Below are 20,495 nucleotides of genomic sequence, written 5' to 3'. Positions count from 1 at the left end.
ATCGTTCCGACTCGCTCAGCATCACCTCCGCATCTGACGAATTGTCCAGATAGGATCGATAATGAACGGTCATCCGAAGTCCCCCCAGAAGGCGTCGCACCGCCGGGGTCGACATTAAGCGACGGGGAACGATGCGACAGTAGGGGAAACCCCACATTGTCGTGAACTCACCGCAACCTCCAGTGTGCGCTGTGTCAAGAACCAAGTACGCTATTTCGGTTTTTGGACAGCAACATTTGCTCTCTTCGACAATAGGACCAACCGGTCCCGCGATCGCAGTTCTTGTCGTGCGGACCTAGAGTTGCATCTGCCGCTCGCCCGAGCGCCGGCAATTGGCACCGCCGGCATCGGGCACGCCGAGAGGCCCGAACGGGACAGATCCTGGGGGTGGCAGTTGAAGCTGGGCCAACACTCGCCGTGTGCTCGCGTCCGACCAGGCCGTCGGGCCGCCGCCGGGCCGCGTCCGACCGCGACCGGCCGATGGCGTACGCCGACGGGCCGGGACGCCCCGGTGCCCGTCGTGGGGCGCCGATGAACATCAGCGAGGAGGAGTTCGCCCCGCCGCCGTCCGGCGACCCTCTCGACCCCCTGGTCGGGCGCAACTGCGCGCTCGACCTGTTCGACCGGGCCCTGGCCGGGGTCCGCGACGGCCAGCCCGCCATGATCGAGTTCGTGGGTGACCCCGGCACCGGCAAGACGCGGTTGCTGCGCGAGGTCGCCACACGAGCCCGACGAGCCGGGGTGCGCGTGCTCGCCGCCGCCGGCCGCGACGGCCACCAGGTCGGGCAGGCCATCGCCGCGCTGACGGATGAGCCGGGCGAGGCGGTCCGCGCCGGTGGGCCGCTGCTGCTGCTCCTGGACGACCTGCACACCGCGTCATCCGCGACGGCCACGCTGCTGCGTCGGCTCGCGCAGGCACCACCCCCGGGTCTGCTGTGGATCACCGCGTACCGGCCACGGCAGATGCCGTCGTGCGTGACCACCGCGCTCGCCGCCGGCATCCACCTGAGCCGCCGGGCGGTCACCCTGACACCGTTGGATCCGGCCAGCGTCGCCGCGCTGCTCGGGCTGGTGGAGGGACGCGCCGCCCAGCGGGTGCACGTGCTCTCCGGCGGTGTTCCCCGCTACGTCCTCGCGTACCGACCGGGCGCCCTGGACGGCCCGGTCGCGGCACTGCGGGGCCTGCCCGCCGAGTTGCCCGTCGACGTCACCGGCGCGGTTCAACTCGACCTCGACGCGCTCACCGACGAGCAGCGGCAGATGCTGGAGGCCGTCTCGGTGTGCCCGGACGGGTTCGAGCCGGCGCTGGCCGCGGCGCTCGCCGACCGCGGCCCCGAGGTCACCAGCGACCTGCTCGACGCGCTGGTCGCCGTCGACCTGCTGCGCACCGACCCCACCGAGGCGTCGACCCTGCGGTTCCGCCACGAGGTGGACCGCACAGTCGTGTACCGCGCGTTGTCCCCCGGCCGGCGGCGACGCCTGCACGCGACGGCGGCCCGCGTCCTGCGCGAGCTCGGGCATCCCGTCGGCCGGTACGCCGAACACCTGTCGGCCAGCGGGCAGTGCGCCGAACCGGCGACCGCCGACGCGCTGATCGAGGCGGCGGAGAGCGGTCTCGTGCCCCGGCTCGACGCGATCCGGTGGTTGACCAACGTCCAGCGGCTGCTGCCCGCCGCCGAGGTCACCGAGCCACGGCGTACGCGGCTGGAGTTCGCGATGGCCGACGCGCTGGTCGGCGCGGGTCAACTGCGTCAGGCCCGCACGCTGTTGCAGGAACTCACCCGCCGTCCTCTCGCCGACTGCGACCAGCGGCTGCGGGCGGTGGCCGCACGGGCGCGGGTGGAACGCCTGCTGGGCCGGCCGTTCGACGCGTACGCGCTGCTGCTGCCGTACCGGGACGGGCGGGTGGAGCCGCGCAGTCGCTTCCTGCTGACCGTCGAGGCGGCGATCGCCGGCGCCCTCTGTGGAGCGCCCGACGCGGCCGAGCACGCCCGGAGTCTGAGCCCGCTGGCGGAGCGGACCGGCTCGGCGGTCTGCGCGACAACTGCCGCGGTGGTGCAGTCGTTCGTGGCGGCGTACACCGACTGTGGGATCCGGGTGCCCGAGACGCTGGACCGGGCGTCGTCCGAGGTGGACGCGTTCGCCGACACCGACCTGGCCCGGCACCCGGACCTGTTGGCCCTGCTGGGCTGGGCCGAGTACCTCCACGAACGGGAGCGCTCGGCCCTGCACCACTTCGACCGTGCGCTGGACATCTGCTGCCGTGCGGGTCTCGTGGCGCTGACCCCCTGGCTGCTGGTCGGCCGTTGCGCGGTGACCGCCCGACTGGGCAGCCTGGAGCGGGCCCGGGTCGAGGGCGAGGACGCCGAGGAGGTCGCCGTCGCCATGGGCATCGACCCGCTGGTGGCGCTGGCCCGCGCGTACCGGGCCATCGCGGTGGCATGGCGCAGCGGCCCGAAGGCGGCCCGCCACCTGGCCGACACCGCAGTGCTGGACGCCAGCACCCGCCGCGAGAACTGGTACGACGGGGCGAGTCAGCGCGTGTCGGTGCGTCTGCGCTTCCTCGCCGGGGACCGGGCCGGCTCCACGTCGACGTTGCTGCGCGCCTGCGGTGGGGATGGTCTCGACCGGGTCGAGGTGACCAACCGGGCCTGCTGGGCCTCGGCGCTGGCCGAGATGGCCCACAAGGCCGGTCGGTGCGACGAGGCCGCGCGCTGGTTGGACGTGGCCGAGGGGTACGCCGCGCGGCTGGGGCTGCGGGGGCAGAGCGCGCTGACCCGGATCGCCCGGGCGCGGCTGACCCTGGAGGCGGATCCGCGCTGCGCCGCCGAGCTGGCCGCCGCGGCGGCGGACACCTTCGCGAGTCTGGGGTGGAGGCTGGAGGAGGCGTCGGCGCGGTTGGTGCGGGCGCGGGCTCTGTGCGAGGCCCGGGAGTGGTCGGCGGCGGAGGTCGAACTCGCCGAGACCCGCCGTATCGCGGAGCTGGTGGACTCGCCGCCGCTGCGCCGCTCGGTGGCCGGCGAGCAGAGCCGCGCGGCCGGGGCGGCGGGCCGTCTTCCGGCCGGGGCGACGGGTGGGGAGCTGACCCTGACGCGGCGGGAGTGGGACATCGCCCGGCTGGTGGCGGCCGGTGCGAGCAACGCCGAGGCGGCGGACCAGGTGTACGTGACAGTCAAGACGGTGGAGGCTCACCTGACCCGGATCTTCCGCAAGACGGGTGTGTCGTCGCGGGCCGGGTTGGCCGCGCTGCTGGTGTCCCGGGCTGTCGACCCGCGATCCGCTACCGAGGATCGAGGGTCTGGGACCCGCAGGGCCCGTTTTGACCGTTGATGCCCGCAATAAAACGGAGATGAAGGATAGGCGTCCCGTGGCGAGTGTCGGATATCTCGCCTTCTGCCTGCGGGAATCTGATATCTTGTCTCCCACCACCGGTCAAACCCGACAGGGTTGACCGGGGGGCCGGAAGCCGCACTGGCTCGCCCGGAGATGCGCAGGGAAGGCATCGTCGTGAGTCAATACATCATCACCATCGTGCCCGTGGAGGACGACGGTGAGGAGATCACCGGCCCGGTGGCCCAGACCGTCGTCCGTCTGGAGACCGGCAACGGCCACCCGGTCGTGCGGGAGCTCACCGTCCGCGCACCGCAGAGCGCCGGTCTGACCGGCGAGCTGCCGTACGTCGACTTCGATGCCCTGCTGCGCGCCTTCATCCCCCCGCAGGACCGGGACCGCAGCCGCGCCGAGGCCGCGCCCCGTCCGGCCGTGACGGTCGGGCCGGTCCCCGCGACCACCGCCACCACCGCCGCCGCGCCCCGGCCGCAGCCGCCCCGACCGGCCCGCCGGGCCGGCGAACCGGAGCGGCTCAGCCGACTCAAGGCCGGTCGCGCGTACCGCCGGGCACCCGACCCGGCGGACCTGGAGGCGGTCTACGAGCAGGTCGGCACGATCAGCCGCGTCGCCGAGCACTTCGACGTTCCGGTGCACACGGCACAGGGCTGGATCAGCCGGATGCGCCGCAAGCACGACGAGGTCAACGCCGGCTGACACCCGGCTCGGCCGGCACACCGGTCAGCACGGCCAGCGCGTCCACCACCGCCGGCGTCGCCCGGTCCAGCCAGCGCTCGATGCCGACCTCCGCCGTGTCGAACTCGCGCTCCAGCACGCACAGGCCGGCCGTGGGCACGCACGCGCCCACCTCGGCCAGCAGGGCACCCAGGTAGGTGTCGACGACGTGCCGGTGACCGGACCGGGCGGCGGTCATCAACGGCACCGCCACCACCCCGGTCAGCGCTCCCCGGGGCAGCACGTCGACGAAGAGCTTCAGCAGCCCGCTGTACGCCGCCTTGAACGTGGGGCTGGCCACCAGCAGCAGCCCCGGTCGGCGTACCGCCTCCAGCACCTCGTCGAGGGTCTCCGGCCGGCTGCCCTGACCGACCAGTTCGGCCGTCAGCTCGGCCAGGTCGATCACCGTGGGCGCGGCGACGGGGGTCGGGCCGTGGGTCAGCCGGGAGTGCAGTGCCTCCGCGGTGGCCAGCGCGACGGTCCGCGTACGGGAATGGGGTTTCGGGTTGCCGATCAGCGCGGTCATCGGCAGCTCCGCGACGGGCCCGGTCATCGGCCCACCGCCAGCTCCGGCGTCCGCCGGCCGCCCTCGGCGTGCGTGCCGTCCCCGTCGGTCCCGCCATCCAGGAGGCCGTCGTGGCGCAGCAGCGGCAGCACGCCCTCGCCGAACCAGTACGCCTCCTCCAGGTGCGGCTGCCCGGACAGGATCAGATGGTCCACCCCGGCGGCGTGGTACTCGGCGATCCGCTCCGCGACCTCTTCGTGACTGCCCACCAGCGCCGCGCCGGCACCGGGCCGGATCAGGGAGTAGCCCGCCCAGACGTTCGGGTACACCTCCATCCGGGCGTTGCCGTCGGCGTGCAGCGCCGCCGCCCGCCGCTGGCCCTCCGAGTCGGTACGGGCGAAGCGCTGCCGGGCGGCGGCGATCCGCGCCTGGTCGACGCCGGCGAGGAGTCGGTCCGCCTCGGCCCACGCCTCCCGCGCGGTGTCCCTGGTGATGACGTGGAGTCGACTCCCGGTGCGCAGCGTGCGGCCGGCCTCCGCCGCCTGCTCACGTGCCCGACCCAGCAGCTCGCCGAGCTGGGCCGGCGTCTCACCCCAGGCCAGGTACACGTCCGCGTGCCGGGCGGCCGCCCGCTGCGCCGCCGGCGACGAACCGCCCAGGAACACGGCCGGAGCGGTGGCCGGCGGCCGGGCCAGCAGGGCGGACTTCACCCGGTAGTGCTCGCCGTCGTGGTCGACCGGCTGACCGGACCACAGTCCACCCAGGATGGTGAGGAACTCCTCCGCGCGGGCGTAACGGGCGTCGTGGTCCAGCCAGTCGCCGTAGCGGCGCTGCTCGTCCGGGTCGCTGCCGGCCACGATGTTGAGCAGCACCCGGCCCGCCGAGACACGGTGCAGCGACGCGGCCATCTGGGCGACGAGCGTGGGCGAGGCGAGCCCCGGCCGTAACGCGATCATGAACTTCAGCCGCTGCGTCTGCGCGGCCAGCGCGGACGCCACCACCCACGGGTCCTCGCAGAACAGCCCGGCCGGCGTGAGCACACTGGCGAAGCCCAGCCGGTCGGCGGCGCGCGCCACCTGCGCCAGATAGCCGATGTCCGGCGGCCGGCGGGTGATCCGGGCCGGCCGGCTCCCGCCACCCCGGGCGGGCTCGGCCAGGTCACGGCCATCTCCGTGCGTCGGCAGGAACCAGTGCAGGTCCAGTGGCATGGGGTCACTCCCCTTCCGGCGCGACGTCGAAACGCGCGGGCATCGCGGTGACGGCGTTCATGAAGTTGGTCCGCATCCGGCGTACCGGCCCGGTCAGTCGGAGCCGGGCCAGGTGCGGACGGATCGCGGTGAGGAAGGCCGCCATCTCCAACCGGGCCAGGTGCGCGCCCAGGCAGAAGTGCGGACCGATACCGAACGCCAGATGCGGGTTGGGATCGCGGGCGAGGTCCAGCCGGTCGGCATCGGCGAACGCGGCCTCGTCCCGGTTGGCCGAGACGTAATAGACGACCACCTTGTCCCCGGTGGCGATGCGGGTCCCGTCGAGGACCGTGTCGCGGGTGGCGGTGCGGCGGAACTGCATGATCGGCGTGACCCAGCGCAGCAGCTCCTCGACCGCGCTCGCGGTCAGGTCGGGCTCGGCGATCAGCCGGTCCCGCTGCTCGGGGTGCTCCAGCAACGCCTGCACCCCGTTCGAGATGAGGTGCCGGGTCGTCTCGTTGCCGGCGATGACCAGCAGCAACCACAGCTGACACAGCTGCGCGTCGGTCAGACCCCGACCGTCGGCCTCGGCGTGCACGAGGAGGCTCAACAGGTCGTCGCCGGGCGCGGCCCGTCGCTGGGCCGCCAGCTGCCGCACGTACGAGAAGGCCGCCGCGAAGGTGTCCCGGTAGCGCTGCACGCTGGCACCGCCGTAGCGGGGATCGTCGAACCCGACCAGGTTGTTGCTCCACTCGAACAGCAGCCGCCGGTCCGCCCGCGGTACACCGAGCAGGTCGGTGAGGACGAGCAGCGGCAGCTCGGCGGCGAGGTCCGCCACCACGTCGATGTCCCGCGCGGCCACCGCCCGGGCGACGACCTCCTCGGCATGGCGGGTCACCAGCTCACCGAGGCGGCCCACCGCGCGGGGCGTGAACGCCCCCGCCACCAGCCGCCGCACCCAGGCGTGCTCCGGAGCGTCCATGTTGATCAGAAGCTGGCGGTTGCGGTCCAGATCCTCCGGGGTCCGGGGGTCGGCGAGGAACGCCCCGCCGGCCGCCGACGAGAACGTCGCCGGGTCGCGGGACACCGCGGACACCGCCGCGTGGCGGGTGACGGCCCAGAAGCCCGGACCCCGGGACCGCACCGACCGGTCGTGGTCGGTGCGGGTCAGCTCGACCTCCTCGACCCAGGCCACCGGCGCCTCCCGTCGACGGCGGGCGAACTCGTCGTACGGCACGCCGGCCAGGAAGGTCCCCGGGTCCGCCAGCAGACCCGGCGACACCGGGGCCGCCCGGTAGCGGTCCCGCAACGCCCGGCGGGGCACCTTGCCGGTCGGCTCGCGCGGGATCCGGTCGATCACCTCGTACGAGCGCGGCACCTTGAAGCCGGCCAGGCTGGTCCGGCAGTGCGCGTCCAGGACCTGCTCGATGCCCCGGGCCGGCCACGCCGGGTCGAGCTGCACCACCGCCCGGACCTGCTCGCCGAACTCCTCGTCGGGCACGCCGATGACCACGCTGTCCCGCACGGCGGGGTGCGTCGACAGCACCGCCTCCACTTCGGCGGGATAGACGTTCACGCCGCCGGTGACGATCAGCTCCGCCGAGCGGCCGGTGAGGAACAGGTAGCCGTCGGCGTCCAGGTGGCCCAGGTCGCCGACGGTGAAGGTGTGCGGGGCGACGTGCGCCTTTTCGGTCTGCTCCGGAGCGTTGTGGTAGTGGAACCCCCGGCCCGGCGGCCGCCGTACGGCCACCCGGCCCTCCTGCCCGGCGGGCACCGGCCGGCCCTCGTCGTCGACCACCACCACCTCGGTCGGCGGCGCCGGCCGGCCCACCGTGCCCGGCCGGGCCAGCCAGGTGTGCGAGTCGGCGAGGGTGACGATGCCGGCCTCGGTCGCGGCGTAGTACTCCACGAACACCGGCCCCCACCACTCGATCATCGCCCGCTTGGTCTCCGGCGGGCACGGGCCGCCGCCGTGCCAGATCCGGGCGAGGCTGGCCCCGGAGAACGCCGCCCGGGTCGCCGCGTCGACCCGCAGCAGGCGGATGAACTGGGTCGGCACCAGATGACTGATGGTGATCTTCTCGTCGTCGATCACGCGCAGCACCTCGACCGGGTCGAACCCGCGGCGCAGCACCAGCCCGCACCCGCGCAGCAGCGGGAACTGGGCGAAGAACAACTGCGCCGAGTGGTACCAGGGGCCGACCAGCAGCGCCTGCCCCTGCGTCGGAATGCCCAGGCCGCCGCCGAGCGCCTCGGTGGTGGCGGCCACCCGGTCGATCGGGGCACCGACCTTCAGCAGCGGGTTGACCACCCCCTTGGGGCGTCCGCTGGTGCCCGAGGTGTAGAGCAGCACGCCACCGGAGAGCGCCGGAACGCCCGGGCCCGCCGGCAGGTCGTGCACCGGCGTGAACCCGTCCCCGCCGTCCACAGTCACCAGCAGGTCGGGGCCGCCCGGCGTACGCGCCACCGCGTCGCGCACCGTCGGCGCGTACGCCGCCTCGGTGAGCACCGCCCGCGCGCCGCAGTCGGTCAGGATGTGGGCGATCTCCGGCGCGGTGAGGTGCCAGTTGACGGGCACCGCCACCAGACCCGCGTGCACGCAGGCGAGCAGCGCCTCGAACGTCTCGTGCCGGTTGCCGAGTACGAACGCCACCCGGTCACCGACGTCCAGGCCGGCCCCGCGCAGCACGCCGATCCACCGGTCCACCGACCGGTCCAGCTCCGCCCACGTCCGGGTGGTCCGCTCGTCGGTCAACGCGACGTCGCCGGCCCGGTCCCGGACCATGGTCTTCAGCAGCTCGGCCACTCGTCACTCCTGTCTGGGCGTGGTGCCGTGCGTGAGGTCGGGGCTGACGGCCAGGACGTGCTCCGCGACCGGCCGGAAGTTCAGTCGGGCGATCTGCGCGGTGCCGATGTCCGCCCGCGCCGCCCGGGCCGCGTCGGCGGGAATCACCACCAGCTCGCCGGCTGCCTGGGCGAGCAGCTGCACCTGGCAGCAGCGGTCCATCGCCAGGAACCACCAGGCCGCCTCGGCCACCGAGCCGCCGACCGTCAGCAGCCCGTGGTTGCGCAGCACGACGGCCTTGCCGGCGCCCAGCGTCGCCGCGATCCGGTCCCCCTCCGCGCCGTCGAGGACGACCCCGCCGTACTCGTCGTGGACCTCGTGGTCCTCGAAGAACGCGCACGCGTCCTGGGTGATCGGCGCGAGCGGCCGGCCGAGCGCCGAGAACGCCCGACCGTGGATCGAGTGGGTGTGCGCGGCGGCCACCACGTCCGGGCGGGCCTTGTGGATGGCCGAGTGGATGGCGTAGCCGGCGGGGTTGATCCGGCCGGAGCCGTCGACCACGTCACCCGTGTGGTCGACGCGCAGCAGGTCGTCGTCGCGGACGTGGGCGAAGTGCCGGGCGAACGGGTTGATCCAGAAGGTGTCCGGCTCGATCGGGTCCCGGGCGGTGACGTGGCCGCCGGCGCCCTCGTCGAACCCCGCCAGGGCGAACGCGCGCAGCGTCAGGACCAACTGCCGACGGCGGTGGGCGCGTTCCTGTTCCGGGTTTCGTCGCTCAGCCACAGCCGCCTCCGGTGTCCGTGTCGTACCCGCCCACGCCCGCCGGCACCGCGGGCGGCGCGACAGGAGTGCCGGTCCGCTCGGCGTACGCGGCGAGGAAGTCGTCGACCCGGTCCACGCCCCAGAACCGGTGTGGGCCCAGCCGCAGGTAGGGGATGCCGAAGATGTCCTCCTCGTACGCCCGCAGCAGGCAGTGCGCCCCGGCCGCCCGGACGCCCTCGTCCTCGACCGCGCCGAGCACCACCGCCGGGTCCACCCCGGCCCGCTCGGCGACCTCCGCGATCACCTCGGGGGTGCAGACGTCCTCGCCCCGCTGCCAGCGGGCGGCGATCACCTCCCGGTAGAACGCCTCCCCCGCGCCCTGGTCCCGGGCGGCCAGCCACCCCAGGTGCGGGACCTCCCACCACGGGTCGACGTCGATCGGCCAGCGCATCGGCAGGCCCAGCCGCTGGGCCTGCCGCTTGGCGTCCTGGAGCAGGTACAGGTGCTTGGGCTTGCTCATCTGCACGTAGTGGAAGGCGCCGCCCCGGGCCGTCAGCGCCGCCTCGGTCCGCGCGTCCGGGTCCCAGTACGGGATGAACTCCAGCACCTCCTGCGGCCGGCCCAACGCCCGGGTCAGCCGCTCCACCGCCAGCCAGCTGTACGGGCTGCGGAAGGAGAAGTACAGGCGGGGCGGCTTGGCGGCCATCACCGCCGCCCGCCGGTCAACGCCGCCACGGTGTCCCCGTCCAGGGTGGCGAGCCGGCCCGCCTCGGGGCCGCGGCTGACCGCGTACCCGTGCAGGATGCTTGCCGTCGCCACCCGGACCAGGCGACCGTCGCGCACGACGTGGCAGTTCATCCGCGCGTCGTACGTGACGTCCTTGAGCACGTCGGTGACGGTGAAGGTGACCCACACGGGCTCGTCGAGGTGGGCGTCGCCGAGCACCTCGACGCGGGCGCGGGACACCACCGGGATCCAGCCCCGCTCGCGCAGCATCCGGCCCACCGACACACCCCGGTCGGCGAGGTAGCGGTCGACCACCTCCTCCAGCAGCCGGACGTACCCGGAGTGCTGCATCCGCTGCGAGTACTGGCAGTAGAAGTAGGGCACCCGCCACTGCCACACGAACCCCGCTCCGGCGGCGCGCAACTCATCGGCCGGGTCCACGCCGGCGGGGGCGCCCGGCTCCCCGGCGGCCGGCTCCTCGACCAGGCCGGCCAGCTCCGCCGGCAGCGGCGTCGCCTGCGGTACGTCCGCCTCCCGCACCAGGGCCACCCGCACCCGGGCCCGGCACACGGTGACGTCGGCGTCGCGGTGCACACCCATCCGCACCGCGAACCGGCCGTTGGCGGCGGGGGTCGCCACCACCGTCGCGGTGTCGTCGACGTCGAGGACGGCGGGCAGCAGCAGCGAACAGTCCCGGATCGACAGCCCCACCCCGTGCTGGTGGTAGAGCTGGCCGGGGCCGTGCCCCCGCTCCCGGAACCACTGCAGGACACCCTGCTCCACCAGGTACGCGAAGTGTTTGAAGCCGATCCAGGTGCGGATGTTCGCGCCCTCGAACCCGGGCCGGGCCGACAGCGTCACGGATGCGTTCTCAACCGCCGTGGTCACGGCGTACCTCCTCGGATCGCGGGGTCGGGGCAGACCTTCTCGACGAAGCCCGCGACGTGTCGGGCCACCTCGGCCGTCCGGTCGAGATGACAGAAGTGGTGAAAATCCGGCTCCACGACGACGTGCGCGTCGGGAAGTTCGGCCCGCAGCGCGCCGACGCGCGGGCCGTCGAGGCCAGGGTCCCGGCCGCCGGTGAGCACCATGGTCGGCACGGTCACCGCGTGCAGCGGCAGGCCGGCGGTCGCGGTGAAGTGGTCGAACAGGGTGGTGAAACCGACGGGGCCGATCCGGTCCACCATGATGTCCCGCATGGCGGTCAGGGTCTCGGCGTCCAGGTCGGCCAGCCGGGGGCCGAGGCGGTGGCGCAGCCCCTCGTCGATGATCTGGACGAAGTTGGCCTGCGCCCGCTCGTGCACCGCCCAGGTGATCGGCAGATCGGGCGGGCAGTAGAACGGCGCGATGAGCATGGCTCCGCGCGGGGCGACGTCCGGTTCGGTGGCGAGCATCTCCAGCACCGCGTTCGCGCCGAGCGAGTGGCCGACCACGACGTCGGGAGGTGTGGCCAGGGCCCGGACGGCGGCGGCGAGCCAGGCGCCCGGGGTGCCCCGACGCCGCCAGCGGTGATCGGTGCCGGCCTTCCACGGCAGCTCGGCCGCGAGCAGCCGCCAGCCGGAGGGCAGCCGCTGCGCCAGGGGCCGCCAGCTGCGCCAGGCGTCGGACATGCCGTGCGCGAGCAGCACTGTCGGCGTCCCGGTGTCCGGGCCGGCGAGCCGGTGCACGGCGACCGCCGGTGGCGTGCCGCTCATCGCCGGGCCGCCCGGACGTCGAGTTCGCGCGTGCCGTCGACGGGGTCGCCGCAGCGGACCGTGACTGTCGCGTTGGCGGCGGCGAGGCGTACGGCCAGCGCCGTGTGCACGACCCCCGCCGCGCCGTAGTGGTCGCCCGCCACAGCGTCCGCGTCGATGAGCAGGCCGCGTGGTGTGCCGTCGACGGGAACGCCCGCCCGCACGGGCCCCAGCAGGGCCAACGGGTGCGGCGCGGCGTCGACCCGGCCGAGCAGCAGGCAGGCCGCCCCGGCGCGCAGCGGTCGGGCGTCGGTGACGCCGTCCCGGGCGGCGTGCAGGGCCTGGGACTGCGGGTCGTCCGGCTCGGTGCCGACCACGACGACCCGGTCGGCGCGGCCGGTACGCAGCAGCAGCCCGGCCAACCAGATCGCGTCCAGGCCGGCGGTCGCGCCGGAGCAGACGGTGAGGTTGGGGCCCCCGAAGCGGAACCAGATCGCGATCGCGCCGGCGATGACGTTGCTGGAGGCGTTCGGCGCCTCCAACGGGCCGACCTCGCGTGGGCCGCCCTCGCGCAGCCGGCGGGCGATGTCGCCGACGGTGGCGACGTTGCCGAGGTTGGAGCTGACCACCACCGCGGTACGCGGATCCGCCGGTCCGCTCGGGCGGGGTGCCTTCGGCGCGAGGCCCAGCGCCCGGTGCACGGCGCAGAGGGCGAGTCGGGTGGCCGGCTCCTTGGCCAGCAGACCCTTGCGGCCGAGCAGGTCGGCGGCGCGCTCGGGTGGGCAGGCGGGTTCCTCGTCGGCGGCCCCCGCATCGACGGCACCGGCCGGCAGGTCGAGTCCGCGCACGTCGACTCCCGGCAGGTGCAGTGCCGCCGCGAGAACGGCGGCGACCGGTGGATCCGGGTCGGCCCCGGCGGTGCGGTCCCGGTTGGTCATGGCCGGGTTGTCCACCGTGGACCGATTCGGGCGGGTCACCTGGCCCGGGCGGCGGGACGCGGGCGGTGGCACGCCGCGATCCGGTGTCGGCGCGAGGTGCCCGGCGTGGACGCGGTCCGTCATCGCAGCGCCTCCAGGAGGGTGACGGCGTTGAGACCGCCGAAGCCGAACGCGTCCACCTGCGCCACCCGCACGTCCGCCCGTGCGGCCGTCTCGCGGACCAGCCGCAGCGCGGCCGCCTCGGGCGCCGGCCGGGTCAGGCCGACCACCGGCGGCACCCGGCCGGTGCGCAGGATCTCGACGGCGACGGCGACGCTGAGCAGCGCCGAGCCTCCCGACGTGTGGCCGACGGCGCCCTTGAGGGCGGTGACCAGGGGGCGGGGCTCGCAGCCGGCGAACACCTCGGCGATGACCCGCGCCTCGGTCTCGTCGTTCAGCGTCGTGCCGGTGCCGTGCGCCAGGACCAGGTCGACCTGCTCGGGCCGGCGCTCGGCGCGCTGGTGGGCGTCGCGGACCGCCCGCAGGATGCCCGCGGGGTCGGGTGCCGTCTCGTGCCCGGCGTCGCAGGACAACCCGGTGGCGAGCAGCCGGGCCAGCCCACGGCCGGGTCGCTCCGGCTCGACCACCAGCACCGCCGCGCCGTCGCCGAGCAGCACACCGGCCCGGTCGGCGTCGAAGGGCCGCACCCGGCCGGTCGGCCGGGCGGCCACCCGGCCGATCATCGCCAGCATGGAGGCGCTGCTGCCGTCGGTGCCGCCGACCAGCACGGCGTCCGCCTCGCCGGTCTCCACCAGGTCCTGTGCCAGGGCGAGGGCGGAACCGCCGGCGCTGCACGCGTTGGCCAGGGTGACCACCCGCTGCACGCCGGGTGCCGCGCTGGCGACGGCGTCGGCGAAGTGCAGCCGCTCGGTGCGAAAGTCCACCGAGCCCGCCAGGGCCGCCCGTTCCACCTCTGCCGACTCGCGCAGCCCGGTGCCGACGAGGCTCACCACCCGCTGTCGACGTGCGTCGAGGCCGGCGGCGGCGACGGCCTCGGCCACGCAGTCGGTCAGCCAGCGGCTCGGGCCGAACGGCGCGTCGTCATCGATCGGGTAGCCGTGGCCGACCCCCACCCGGGCCGGGTCCGACCGCCGCAGCCCGGCGGCGCCGCACGCGCCGCGCAGCAGCGCTGCGACGGTGGCCGGGCCGTCGCCGAAGCAGGTACGGACGGCGGTGGCGGTGATGGTGGCGGACATGTCCTACCCCCGCACCACTGCCGCGGCGACCGCGCCGTCGCGGGACCGCCCGACGATCAGCGCGGGCCGACCGCGCGCGGCCGGGTCCTCGGCGTAGCGGCCCAGCAGCACGCCCAGCGCCAGCGCGCCGGTGGCGGACTGACAGTCACCGAGCGCCGGACGCACCGACAACCGCTGCGCGCCCGCCGGCACCACCTCGGACAGGCTGTCGGCGTCGAGATCGCCGCTCGCGACCGCCCACACGTCGGCCGGGCGGACCTTCGCCGTGGCCAGCGCCCGACGTACGCAGCCGGTGAGCCCGTCGACGCCCTGCTCCGGCTGGAAACCGGTGGCCACCGCGAGCACCTGGGCGCGCGGAGCCCCGGTGAGGCCGGGCATCGGGCGACGCAGCAGGTAGACCGCCGCGGCCTCACCGGCCGGGCCGACGCCGGTCAGCTCCGCCGCCCACGCCGTGTTCGGCGTGTACTCCTCGACCCCGCCGACCAGCAGGGCGTCGACGTATCCCCGACGCAGGGCGTTGAGCGCGTAGCGCAGCGCGTACAGGAAGGCGAGCGGGCCGCCGGCCACAGTGGCGTTGACGCCGCGCAGCCCGTAGCGGATCGCGGCCTGCCCGCTGGCGCAGTTCATCACCGTGTTCGGGAACAACACCGGGTTGACCAGGTACGGCTTGTCCTGCACCAGCGTCTCGCGGGAGAAGTCCATCGTCGACTTCAGGCTGCCGGTGGTGGTGCCCAGCACCACGCCGACGCGGTGCCGGTTGTCGTCGTCGGGGGTGAACCCCCCGTCGGCCAGGGCCCGCCCGCAGGCCACCATCGCCAGCGCGGTCGCCCGGTCCAGGAAGCTGGTGCCCTTGCGGCCCAGCAGTCGGCGTACGTCGAAGTCGGCGATCGCCGGGGCCTGCGCCGTGGGCAGCGGCTCGTCGAAGCGGTCGCGCACGTCGACGCCGACGACCGTGCCGGCGCGGACGGCGGCCAGCAGTTCGGTGACCGACTCCCCGGCCGCGCTGAGCACTCCCCAGCCGCTCACCAGGGCGGTCACCGGATCGCCCCGAAGATCGTGATGGCGTTGTTGCCGCCGAACGCGAAGCCGTTGTTCTGCGCCACCCGCACCGTGGCCGGGCGGGCCGTGTTCGGCACCGGATCGATCCACGACAGCTCCGGGTCGGGGTTGGCCCAGTTGATGGTCGGAGGCAGGAACCCGTGCCGGATGCCCAGCGTCGTGGCGATCGCGCCGAACCCGCTCGCCGCGCCCATCGTGTGCCCCAGCATCGACTTGATCGAGCTGACCGGCGGCACCCGGTCGCCGAACACCGCCCGGATGGCCCGCGCCTCGCACAGGTCGTTGGCGGGCGTGCCGGTGCCGTGCGTGCTGATGTAGTCGATGTCCTCCGGTTTGACCCCGGCGTTCTCCTGCGCCAGCCGCATGCACGCCGCGACGCTCTCCTCGTTGGGCGCGACCATGTGGTGGGCGTCGCAGTTGACGCCGTACCCGAGCGCCTCGGCGTAGATCCGGGCACCCCGGTCCTGCGCGTGCTCCAGGGTCTCCAGCACCAGGGCCGCGCCGCCCTCACCGGTGAGGATGCCGGAGCGGTCCCGGTCGAACGGCCGGCACGCCCGCTCGGTCAACGCGCCGAGCCGGTAGAAGCCGGCGTGCGCCCACCGGCACACCGAATCGGCGCCGCCGGCCAGCATCACGTCCGCCTCACCCCAGCACAACAGGTCGTACGCGTACCCAATGGCGTAGTTGCTGGCCGAGCAGGCGGTGGTGAGGGTGACCGACTCCCCCGCCAGCCCCAGCTCCGCGCTCACCGCGTAGGACAGCCGCTCGGCCGGCGCCTGGCGCAGCGCCTCGGCGGACATGGCCGGGTAGCCACCGGCCACCAGCTCGGCGGTGAGCTGCTCCACCACAGTGGACTCGCCGCTGGTGGTGCCGACGACCGCGCCGACGCGCGCCGGGTCGGTGGCCGGCAGCGACAGACCCGCGTCCATCGCGGCCAGCCGGGCCGCCGCCGCCGCGAACAGCGCCGAGCGGCCCCACTCGTCGACCCGCAGCCGCCGCAGCAGCGCCTCCGGCCGGAACGCGGGCACCTCACCGGCGAAGTGGTGCGGGAACCCGCTCGCGTCGAAGCTCGTGATGGGCGCGGCGGCCGAGCGGCCGGAGCGCAGCCCGTCGGTGAACTCGTTCACGCCGATGCCGATGCCGGACACCGGTCCGAGCCCGGTGACGACCACGCGGTGCACGGTCAGCCCTGCCAGCCGGCGTGTCGCGCCACCACCTCGTGGACGGCCTTGAGGCTGCGCATCTCGTTCAACTCGGCCTGCGGGATCTCCACCTTGTACTTCTTCTCGATCCGGGCCAGGATCTCGATCGCCCGCAACGAGTCCGCCTCGTACTCCTCGACGAAGTCTGCGGTGTCGGCGACCTCCTCGGGTTCCAACTCGAGCACCTCCGCCACGATCTCCCGCAGCTCCGCCATGTGCGTGTCGCGTTCACTCATCGGTGTTCCCTCTTCCTCTCATCGTTTCCGCTCCGCGATGGCGTCGGCCGGTCGGACGACGGCCATCATCGAGCCGAACTCCGCCACCTGGTCGGTCCCCACCCAGCTGGATCCGGCGGCGAACGCGGCCCCGTGCACGACCTGTTCCAGGCGCACCCGGTGCCGGATCACGTCGCCCGGGTACACCTGGCGCAGCAGCACGCAGTCCCGGGCCGCGGTGAACATCGGCAACCCGGTCGTGCCCGGCCCGCGCGACAGCAGCCACAGCACCGCCGCGCCCTGACCGAACGACTCGATCAGCAGCGACGCCGGGTACGCGTACCGGTCGGGGGCCTGCCCCTCGGCGATCCCGGAGTAGCAGGGCTCGCAGCCGGTGACCGCCTTCACCGCCTCCAGGCTCACCCCCGGCTCGACGCTGTCGACCCGGTCGAGCAGCAGCATCGGATACCGGTGCGGCAGCAGGGCCCGCAGCTCACCGTGCTCGAGTCGCATCAGGCGGTCCCGCCGTCCGCGCTCGGCCAGCGGTAGACCGCGCGCACCGTCGCCGCGTGGACCCCGTCGCCACGAACGCACCGGGCGACGACGTCGAAGGACTGGTCGTCGCCGACCGGGCCGACCGACGCCTCGACGGTGAGCGTGTCGCCGGCCAGCAGCGGGGCGAGGAACCGGGCGGAGCGCAACCGGTGCAGCTGGGGCAGCCGGCCGGCGCAGTAGCCGACGGCCGACGTCACGGCCTGCCCGATCGTCTCCAGGGTGAACACGCCCGGATAGACGGTCAGCTCGGGGAAGTGCCCGGCCAGGTAGACGTCTGCGGCGTCGACCGTGGTGCCGGCGCGCAGGCTGATCCCGCCGCGCGGACCGGCGGACACCTCGACCCACTCGATCGCCGGCAGCGGCGCGGCAGCGGCCTCGTACGTGTCGGCGGGCCGGGTCGCGGCGCTGAACGCGGGTGCGGCGGTCACAGCACGATCCCCCCGTCCACGCGGATCACCTGGCCGGTGACGTAACCGGCGCGTTCGGAGAGCAGGAACTCGACCAGGTCGGCGACGTCGGCGGGGGCGCCGAAGCGGCCCAACGGGATCTGCCCCAGCGCCTGCTCGCGCAGCTTCGCCGGCAGCGCGGCGGTCATGTCGGTCTCGATGAAACCGGGGGCGACGACGTTGACCCGGACGCCGTACCCGGCGACCTCCTTGGCCAGCGACAGGCTGAGCCCGATGATGCCGGCCTTGCTGGCGGCGTAGTTGGTCTGCCCGGTGTTGCCGGTGACCCCGGCCACCGAGGACAGGTTGACGATGGCGCCGCGGCGTCGCTTGAGGAAGCGGAACGCGACCGTCCGGCAGGTGTTCCAGGTGCCGGTGAGGTTGGTGCCGATCACGTCGTGCCACTCGTCCGGCGCCATCAGCACCAGCGGCCGGTCCCGGGTGATGCCGGCGTTGTTGACCAGCGCGGTGAGCGGCCCGAGGTGCCGTTCGGCGGCGGTGACGAACGCGTCGACAGCGTTCGGGTCGGTCACGTCGCACGGCCCGAACCACGACCCGACCCCGTACGCCTCGACCTCCGCCCGGGTCTTGTCCGCTGCCTCGCTCGGCGTGCTGTAGCAGCCCGCCACCGCGTACCCCTGCGCCGCGAGCCGCAGCGCCACGGCCCGGCCGATTCCCCGGGACACGCCGGTCACCAGCGCGCAGCGCGGCGCGTCGCCTGCCGTTGTCATGTCATCCCCTGCTCATCCGATGGCCCGTTGCGCGCGCAGCCGGTCCCGCGTGGCCGCGTCGACGCCCACCTCGTCGAGGACCCGGTCGGTGTCCGCGCCGGGCTCGGGGGCGCCGGAGCGGACGGCTGTCGGTGTCCGGGAGAACTTGACCGCCGGCCCGGTCAGCGGCGCGGTGCTGCCGTTGGACAGCACCGTCTCCTGCACCATGGCCCGGGCGTGGACCTGCGGGTCGGTCGCGGCCTCGGCGAAGGTCCGTACCCGCTCGGCGGTGATCCCGTTGGCGTCGAGGGTGTCGACCACCTCGGCGCACCTCCGCCCGGCGCACCAGTCGGCGACTACCGCGTTGACAGTGGCGCGGTTGTCGCGGCGTTCCTCGTTCGTCGCGTACCCGGGTGCCCGGGCCAGTTCCGGGCGGCCGACGACCTCGGCCAGGCGACGCCAGGAGCGGTCCAGGGGGACCGCCACGTAGACGTGGCCGTCGGCGCACCGGAAGCAGCCGGCCGGCACCACGAAGTCGGCCTGGTCGCCCCAGCGGCGCAGCGGCACCCCGGTCGCGCCGAGGGTGAGGTAGCCGTTGCTGGAGAACAACAGCGAGTCGAGCATGCTCACGTCGACGTGCTGACCCTCGCCGGTGTGGTCGCGGTGGCGCAGCGCGGCGAGCGCGCCGATCACCGCGTGCAGCCCGGCGAGGTCGTCGGCGAGGAACGTGGGCGCCTTCAGCGGAGCGCCGTCGGGTTCGCCGTTGAGCGCCATCCAGCCGGCGGCGGCCTGGGTGGTCGGGTCGTACCCGGGTCGCTGCGCGTCGGGGCCGTACTGGCCGTAGCCGGAGACGGAGACCAGCACCACGTCCGGCCGGACGGCCCGGCACGCCTCATAGCCGACGCCCCAGGCGTCCAGGGTGCCGGGCTTGTAGTTCTCCACCACCACGTCGGCGGTGGCGACGAGCCGCAGGAAGACCTCGGCCGCGCCGGGGCGGCGCAGGTCGAGCCCGATGCTGCGCTTGTTGCGGTGCACGCTCTGGCGGAACCAGGACAGGCCGGTGCCGGGAATGTCCGGGGGCATCAACCCCTCCCGATTGCCGGGCATCTCCACCCGCAGGACGTCCGCGCCGAGGTCGGCCAGGACGCAACTCGCGATCGGGCCGGACCAGACCTTCGTGACATCCAGGACGCGTACGCCGTGCAGCGGCCCGGTCAGGTCGTGGCGGGCGTCGGCGTAGAAGGCCGCGGCGTCGCGGACGGGCGCGGTGCGCGTCTCGGTGTCCATGGCGGCTACTCCCGCACCAGCAGCGACGCCGTGCCGAGCGAGCCGCCGCAGCACATGGTGACCAGCGCGGCCTCGGAGTCGGCGCGTTCCAGCTCGTGCAGGGCGGTCACCAGCAGCCGGGTGCCGCTGCTGCCCAGCGGGTGCCCGAGCGAAATCGCGCCGCCGTTGACGTTGACCCGGTCCAGGTCGGCGTCGTGGTGCGCGGCCCAGGACAGCACGACCGCCGCGAAGGCCTCGTTGACCTCCACGACGTCGATGTCGTCGAGGGTCATGCCGGCGCGCTTGAGCAGCTTGCGGGTCGCCACGGTCGGACCGTCGAGCAGGAAGTAGGGGTCGGCGCCGGTGACGACCTGGTGCGCCAGCCGGGCCCGGGGCCGCAGGCCGTGCGCGTCGGCCCGCTCCCGCGACATCCACAGGATCGCCGCGGCGCCGTCGGAGATCTGCGAGATGGTGCCGGCGGTGTGGATGCCGTCCGGGAGCACCGGCCGCAGGGCGGCGAGCCCTTGCGCGCTGGTGTCGCGGATGCCCTCGTCGGCGTCGACCGACGTGCCGTCGGGCAGCGGCACCGGCGTGATCTCCCGGTCGAAGCGGCCCTCGGCGCGGGCCTGCGCCGCACGCTGCTGCGAGCGCAGCCCGTAGGCGTCGGCGTCCGCGCGGGTCAGCCCCTGCCGGGCCGCGATCCGCTCGGCGCCGCCGAACTGCGCCTTCGGCGGATCGTCGTACGGGTAGTCGGGTGTCTTGTAGTGGCCGGGCCCCTGGTAGAGGTTGGTGCCGACGGGCACCCGGCTCATCGACTCCACGCCGCAGGCGATGCCCACGTCGATCGCGCCGGCGGTGATGAGCGCCGCGATCAGGTGGTTGGCCTGCTGCGCGGAGCCGCAGGAGGTGTCGACTGTGCTCGCCGCGACCTCGTAGTCGAGGCCACTGTTGAGCCAGGCGTTGCGGGTGACGTTCAGGCTCTGCTCGCCTACCTGCGTGACGCAACCGCCGATGATCTGATCCACCTCGCCGGGGGCGACGCCGGAGCGGCGCAGCACCTCGACCTGCACGTGTCGCAGCAGCTGCACGGCCTTGAGGCCGGACAGCGCACCCTCGCGCCGGCCGATCGGCGTCCGCACCGCCTCGACGATCACCGCCTCCGGCATGGA

At 74.3% G+C, this 20,495-nt stretch carries 19 protein-coding genes; 2 read left to right on the top strand and 17 right to left on the bottom strand.

Annotated features, from left to right (window positions below):
* Positions 1-531 precede the first annotated feature (531 nt).
* Together AB0B97_RS04170 and AB0B97_RS04165 are read left to right on the top strand one after the other, a co-directional pair.
* On the top strand, positions 532-3,330 hold the full coding sequence (locus tag AB0B97_RS04170) for a LuxR C-terminal-related transcriptional regulator (protein ID WP_357490461.1): 2,799 nt from the start codon (positions 532-534) through the stop codon (positions 3,328-3,330).
* 177 nt (positions 3,331-3,507) lie between these two features.
* On the top strand, positions 3,508-4,044 hold the full coding sequence (locus tag AB0B97_RS04165; protein WP_234585159.1) for a hypothetical protein: 537 nt from the start codon (positions 3,508-3,510) through the stop codon (positions 4,042-4,044).
* Here the strand turns inward: AB0B97_RS04165 and AB0B97_RS04160 are convergent.
* Genes AB0B97_RS04160 through AB0B97_RS04080 form a run of 17 tightly spaced genes read right to left on the bottom strand, consistent with a single transcriptional unit; the run spans position 4,031 to position 20,492 of the window.
* Positions 4,031-4,615 carry an NAD(P)H-dependent oxidoreductase gene (locus AB0B97_RS04160; RefSeq protein WP_357490459.1) on the bottom strand — a complete coding sequence of 195 codons (585 nt, stop codon included), beginning with the start codon at positions 4,613-4,615 and terminating at the stop codon, positions 4,031-4,033. The genes AB0B97_RS04165 and AB0B97_RS04160 overlap by 14 nt on opposite strands.
* Positions 4,612-5,775 (bottom strand): LLM class flavin-dependent oxidoreductase, encoded by a 1,164-nt coding sequence (locus AB0B97_RS04155; protein WP_234585154.1) that lies wholly within the window; start codon positions 5,773-5,775, stop codon positions 4,612-4,614. The genes AB0B97_RS04160 and AB0B97_RS04155 overlap by 4 nt, the downstream gene beginning before the upstream one ends.
* A gap of 4 nt (positions 5,776-5,779) precedes the next feature.
* Positions 5,780-8,560, bottom strand: a complete 2,781-nt coding sequence (locus AB0B97_RS04150; RefSeq protein ID WP_357490457.1) for a cytochrome P450 — start codon at positions 8,558-8,560, stop codon at positions 5,780-5,782.
* Positions 8,561-8,563: 3 nt separating this feature from the next.
* Entirely contained in the window at positions 8,564-9,322 is a 759-nt protein-coding gene (locus AB0B97_RS04145; RefSeq protein WP_357490456.1) for a class II aldolase/adducin family protein, read from the bottom strand.
* The gene (locus tag AB0B97_RS04140; protein WP_357490454.1) at positions 9,315-10,007 is read right to left on the bottom strand and encodes a DsbA family protein; all 693 of its coding nucleotides are present in this window, start codon (positions 10,005-10,007) and stop codon (positions 9,315-9,317) included. The genes AB0B97_RS04145 and AB0B97_RS04140 overlap by 8 nt, the downstream gene beginning before the upstream one ends.
* Positions 10,007-10,915, bottom strand: a complete 909-nt coding sequence (locus AB0B97_RS04135; RefSeq protein ID WP_357490453.1) for a thioesterase family protein — start codon at positions 10,913-10,915, stop codon at positions 10,007-10,009. The genes AB0B97_RS04140 and AB0B97_RS04135 overlap by 1 nt, the downstream gene beginning before the upstream one ends.
* The gene (locus tag AB0B97_RS04130) at positions 10,912-11,721 is read right to left on the bottom strand and encodes an alpha/beta hydrolase (RefSeq protein ID WP_357490451.1); all 810 of its coding nucleotides are present in this window, start codon (positions 11,719-11,721) and stop codon (positions 10,912-10,914) included. The genes AB0B97_RS04135 and AB0B97_RS04130 overlap by 4 nt, the downstream gene beginning before the upstream one ends.
* Complete coding sequence (locus tag AB0B97_RS04125) at positions 11,718-12,761, bottom strand: beta-ketoacyl synthase N-terminal-like domain-containing protein (protein ID WP_357490449.1); 1,044 nt, start codon at positions 12,759-12,761, stop codon at positions 11,718-11,720. Before AB0B97_RS04125 ends, AB0B97_RS04130 begins: the two co-directional genes overlap by 4 nt.
* The gene (locus AB0B97_RS04120) at positions 12,758-13,873 is read right to left on the bottom strand and encodes a beta-ketoacyl synthase N-terminal-like domain-containing protein (protein ID WP_357490447.1); all 1,116 of its coding nucleotides are present in this window, start codon (positions 13,871-13,873) and stop codon (positions 12,758-12,760) included. Before AB0B97_RS04120 ends, AB0B97_RS04125 begins: the two co-directional genes overlap by 4 nt.
* Before the next feature lie 3 nt (positions 13,874-13,876).
* Positions 13,877-14,911: a beta-ketoacyl synthase N-terminal-like domain-containing protein gene (locus tag AB0B97_RS04115; RefSeq protein ID WP_357490445.1), complete on the bottom strand. Its 1,035-nt coding sequence runs from the start codon at positions 14,909-14,911 to the stop codon at positions 13,877-13,879.
* Entirely contained in the window at positions 14,908-16,113 is a 1,206-nt protein-coding gene (locus AB0B97_RS04110; protein WP_357490443.1) for a beta-ketoacyl-[acyl-carrier-protein] synthase family protein, read from the bottom strand. The genes AB0B97_RS04115 and AB0B97_RS04110 overlap by 4 nt, the downstream gene beginning before the upstream one ends.
* A gap of 2 nt (positions 16,114-16,115) precedes the next feature.
* Complete coding sequence (locus tag AB0B97_RS04105; protein WP_357490441.1) at positions 16,116-16,370, bottom strand: acyl carrier protein; 255 nt, start codon at positions 16,368-16,370, stop codon at positions 16,116-16,118.
* A gap of 18 nt (positions 16,371-16,388) precedes the next feature.
* Positions 16,389-16,862 (bottom strand): beta-hydroxyacyl-ACP dehydratase, encoded by a 474-nt coding sequence (locus tag AB0B97_RS04100; protein WP_357490439.1) that lies wholly within the window; start codon positions 16,860-16,862, stop codon positions 16,389-16,391.
* Complete coding sequence (locus tag AB0B97_RS04095) at positions 16,862-17,332, bottom strand: hypothetical protein (protein WP_357490437.1); 471 nt, start codon at positions 17,330-17,332, stop codon at positions 16,862-16,864. The genes AB0B97_RS04100 and AB0B97_RS04095 overlap by 1 nt, the downstream gene beginning before the upstream one ends.
* Positions 17,329-18,081, bottom strand: coding sequence for a 3-oxoacyl-[acyl-carrier-protein] reductase (gene fabG, locus AB0B97_RS04090; RefSeq protein ID WP_357490435.1), 753 nt, complete (start codon positions 18,079-18,081; stop codon positions 17,329-17,331). The genes AB0B97_RS04095 and fabG overlap by 4 nt, the downstream gene beginning before the upstream one ends.
* A gap of 12 nt (positions 18,082-18,093) precedes the next feature.
* Positions 18,094-19,347, bottom strand: coding sequence for a CoA transferase (locus tag AB0B97_RS04085; RefSeq protein ID WP_357490433.1), 1,254 nt, complete (start codon positions 19,345-19,347; stop codon positions 18,094-18,096).
* 5 nt (positions 19,348-19,352) lie between these two features.
* Entirely contained in the window at positions 19,353-20,492 is a 1,140-nt protein-coding gene (locus AB0B97_RS04080) for a steroid 3-ketoacyl-CoA thiolase (RefSeq protein ID WP_357490431.1), read from the bottom strand.
* Positions 20,493-20,495 lie beyond the last annotated feature (3 nt).

It is taken from the genome of Micromonospora sp. NPDC049004 (assembly GCF_040649315.1).
In the GTDB taxonomy this organism is placed as follows: Bacteria; Actinomycetota; Actinomycetes; order Mycobacteriales; family Micromonosporaceae; genus Micromonospora.
Note: the sequence above shows the minus strand (reverse complement) of the source record. Positions and strands in the feature narration are given on the sequence as shown.

Coding starts and splice junctions, on each gene's coding strand:
- AB0B97_RS04170 (WP_357490461.1), top strand. CDS start 532: ATGAACATCAGCGAGGAGGAGTTCGCCCCGCCGCCGTCCGGCGACCCT.
- AB0B97_RS04160 (WP_357490459.1), bottom strand. CDS start 4,615: ATGACCGGGCCCGTCGCGGAGCTGCCGATGACCGCGCTGATCGGCAAC.
- AB0B97_RS04155 (WP_234585154.1), bottom strand. CDS start 5,775: ATGCCACTGGACCTGCACTGGTTCCTGCCGACGCACGGAGATGGCCGT.
- AB0B97_RS04140 (WP_357490454.1), bottom strand. CDS start 10,007: ATGGCCGCCAAGCCGCCCCGCCTGTACTTCTCCTTCCGCAGCCCGTAC.
- AB0B97_RS04130 (WP_357490451.1), bottom strand. CDS start 11,721: ATGAGCGGCACGCCACCGGCGGTCGCCGTGCACCGGCTCGCCGGCCCG.
- AB0B97_RS04125 (WP_357490449.1), bottom strand. CDS start 12,761: ATGACGGACCGCGTCCACGCCGGGCACCTCGCGCCGACACCGGATCGC.
- AB0B97_RS04120 (WP_357490447.1), bottom strand. CDS start 13,873: ATGTCCGCCACCATCACCGCCACCGCCGTCCGTACCTGCTTCGGCGAC.
- AB0B97_RS04105 (WP_357490441.1), bottom strand. CDS start 16,370: ATGAGTGAACGCGACACGCACATGGCGGAGCTGCGGGAGATCGTGGCG.
- AB0B97_RS04100 (WP_357490439.1), bottom strand. CDS start 16,862: ATGCGACTCGAGCACGGTGAGCTGCGGGCCCTGCTGCCGCACCGGTAT.
- fabG (WP_357490435.1), bottom strand. CDS start 18,081: ATGACAACGGCAGGCGACGCGCCGCGCTGCGCGCTGGTGACCGGCGTG.
- AB0B97_RS04085 (WP_357490433.1), bottom strand. CDS start 19,347: ATGGACACCGAGACGCGCACCGCGCCCGTCCGCGACGCCGCGGCCTTC.
- AB0B97_RS04080 (WP_357490431.1), bottom strand. CDS start 20,492: ATGCCGGAGGCGGTGATCGTCGAGGCGGTGCGGACGCCGATCGGCCGG.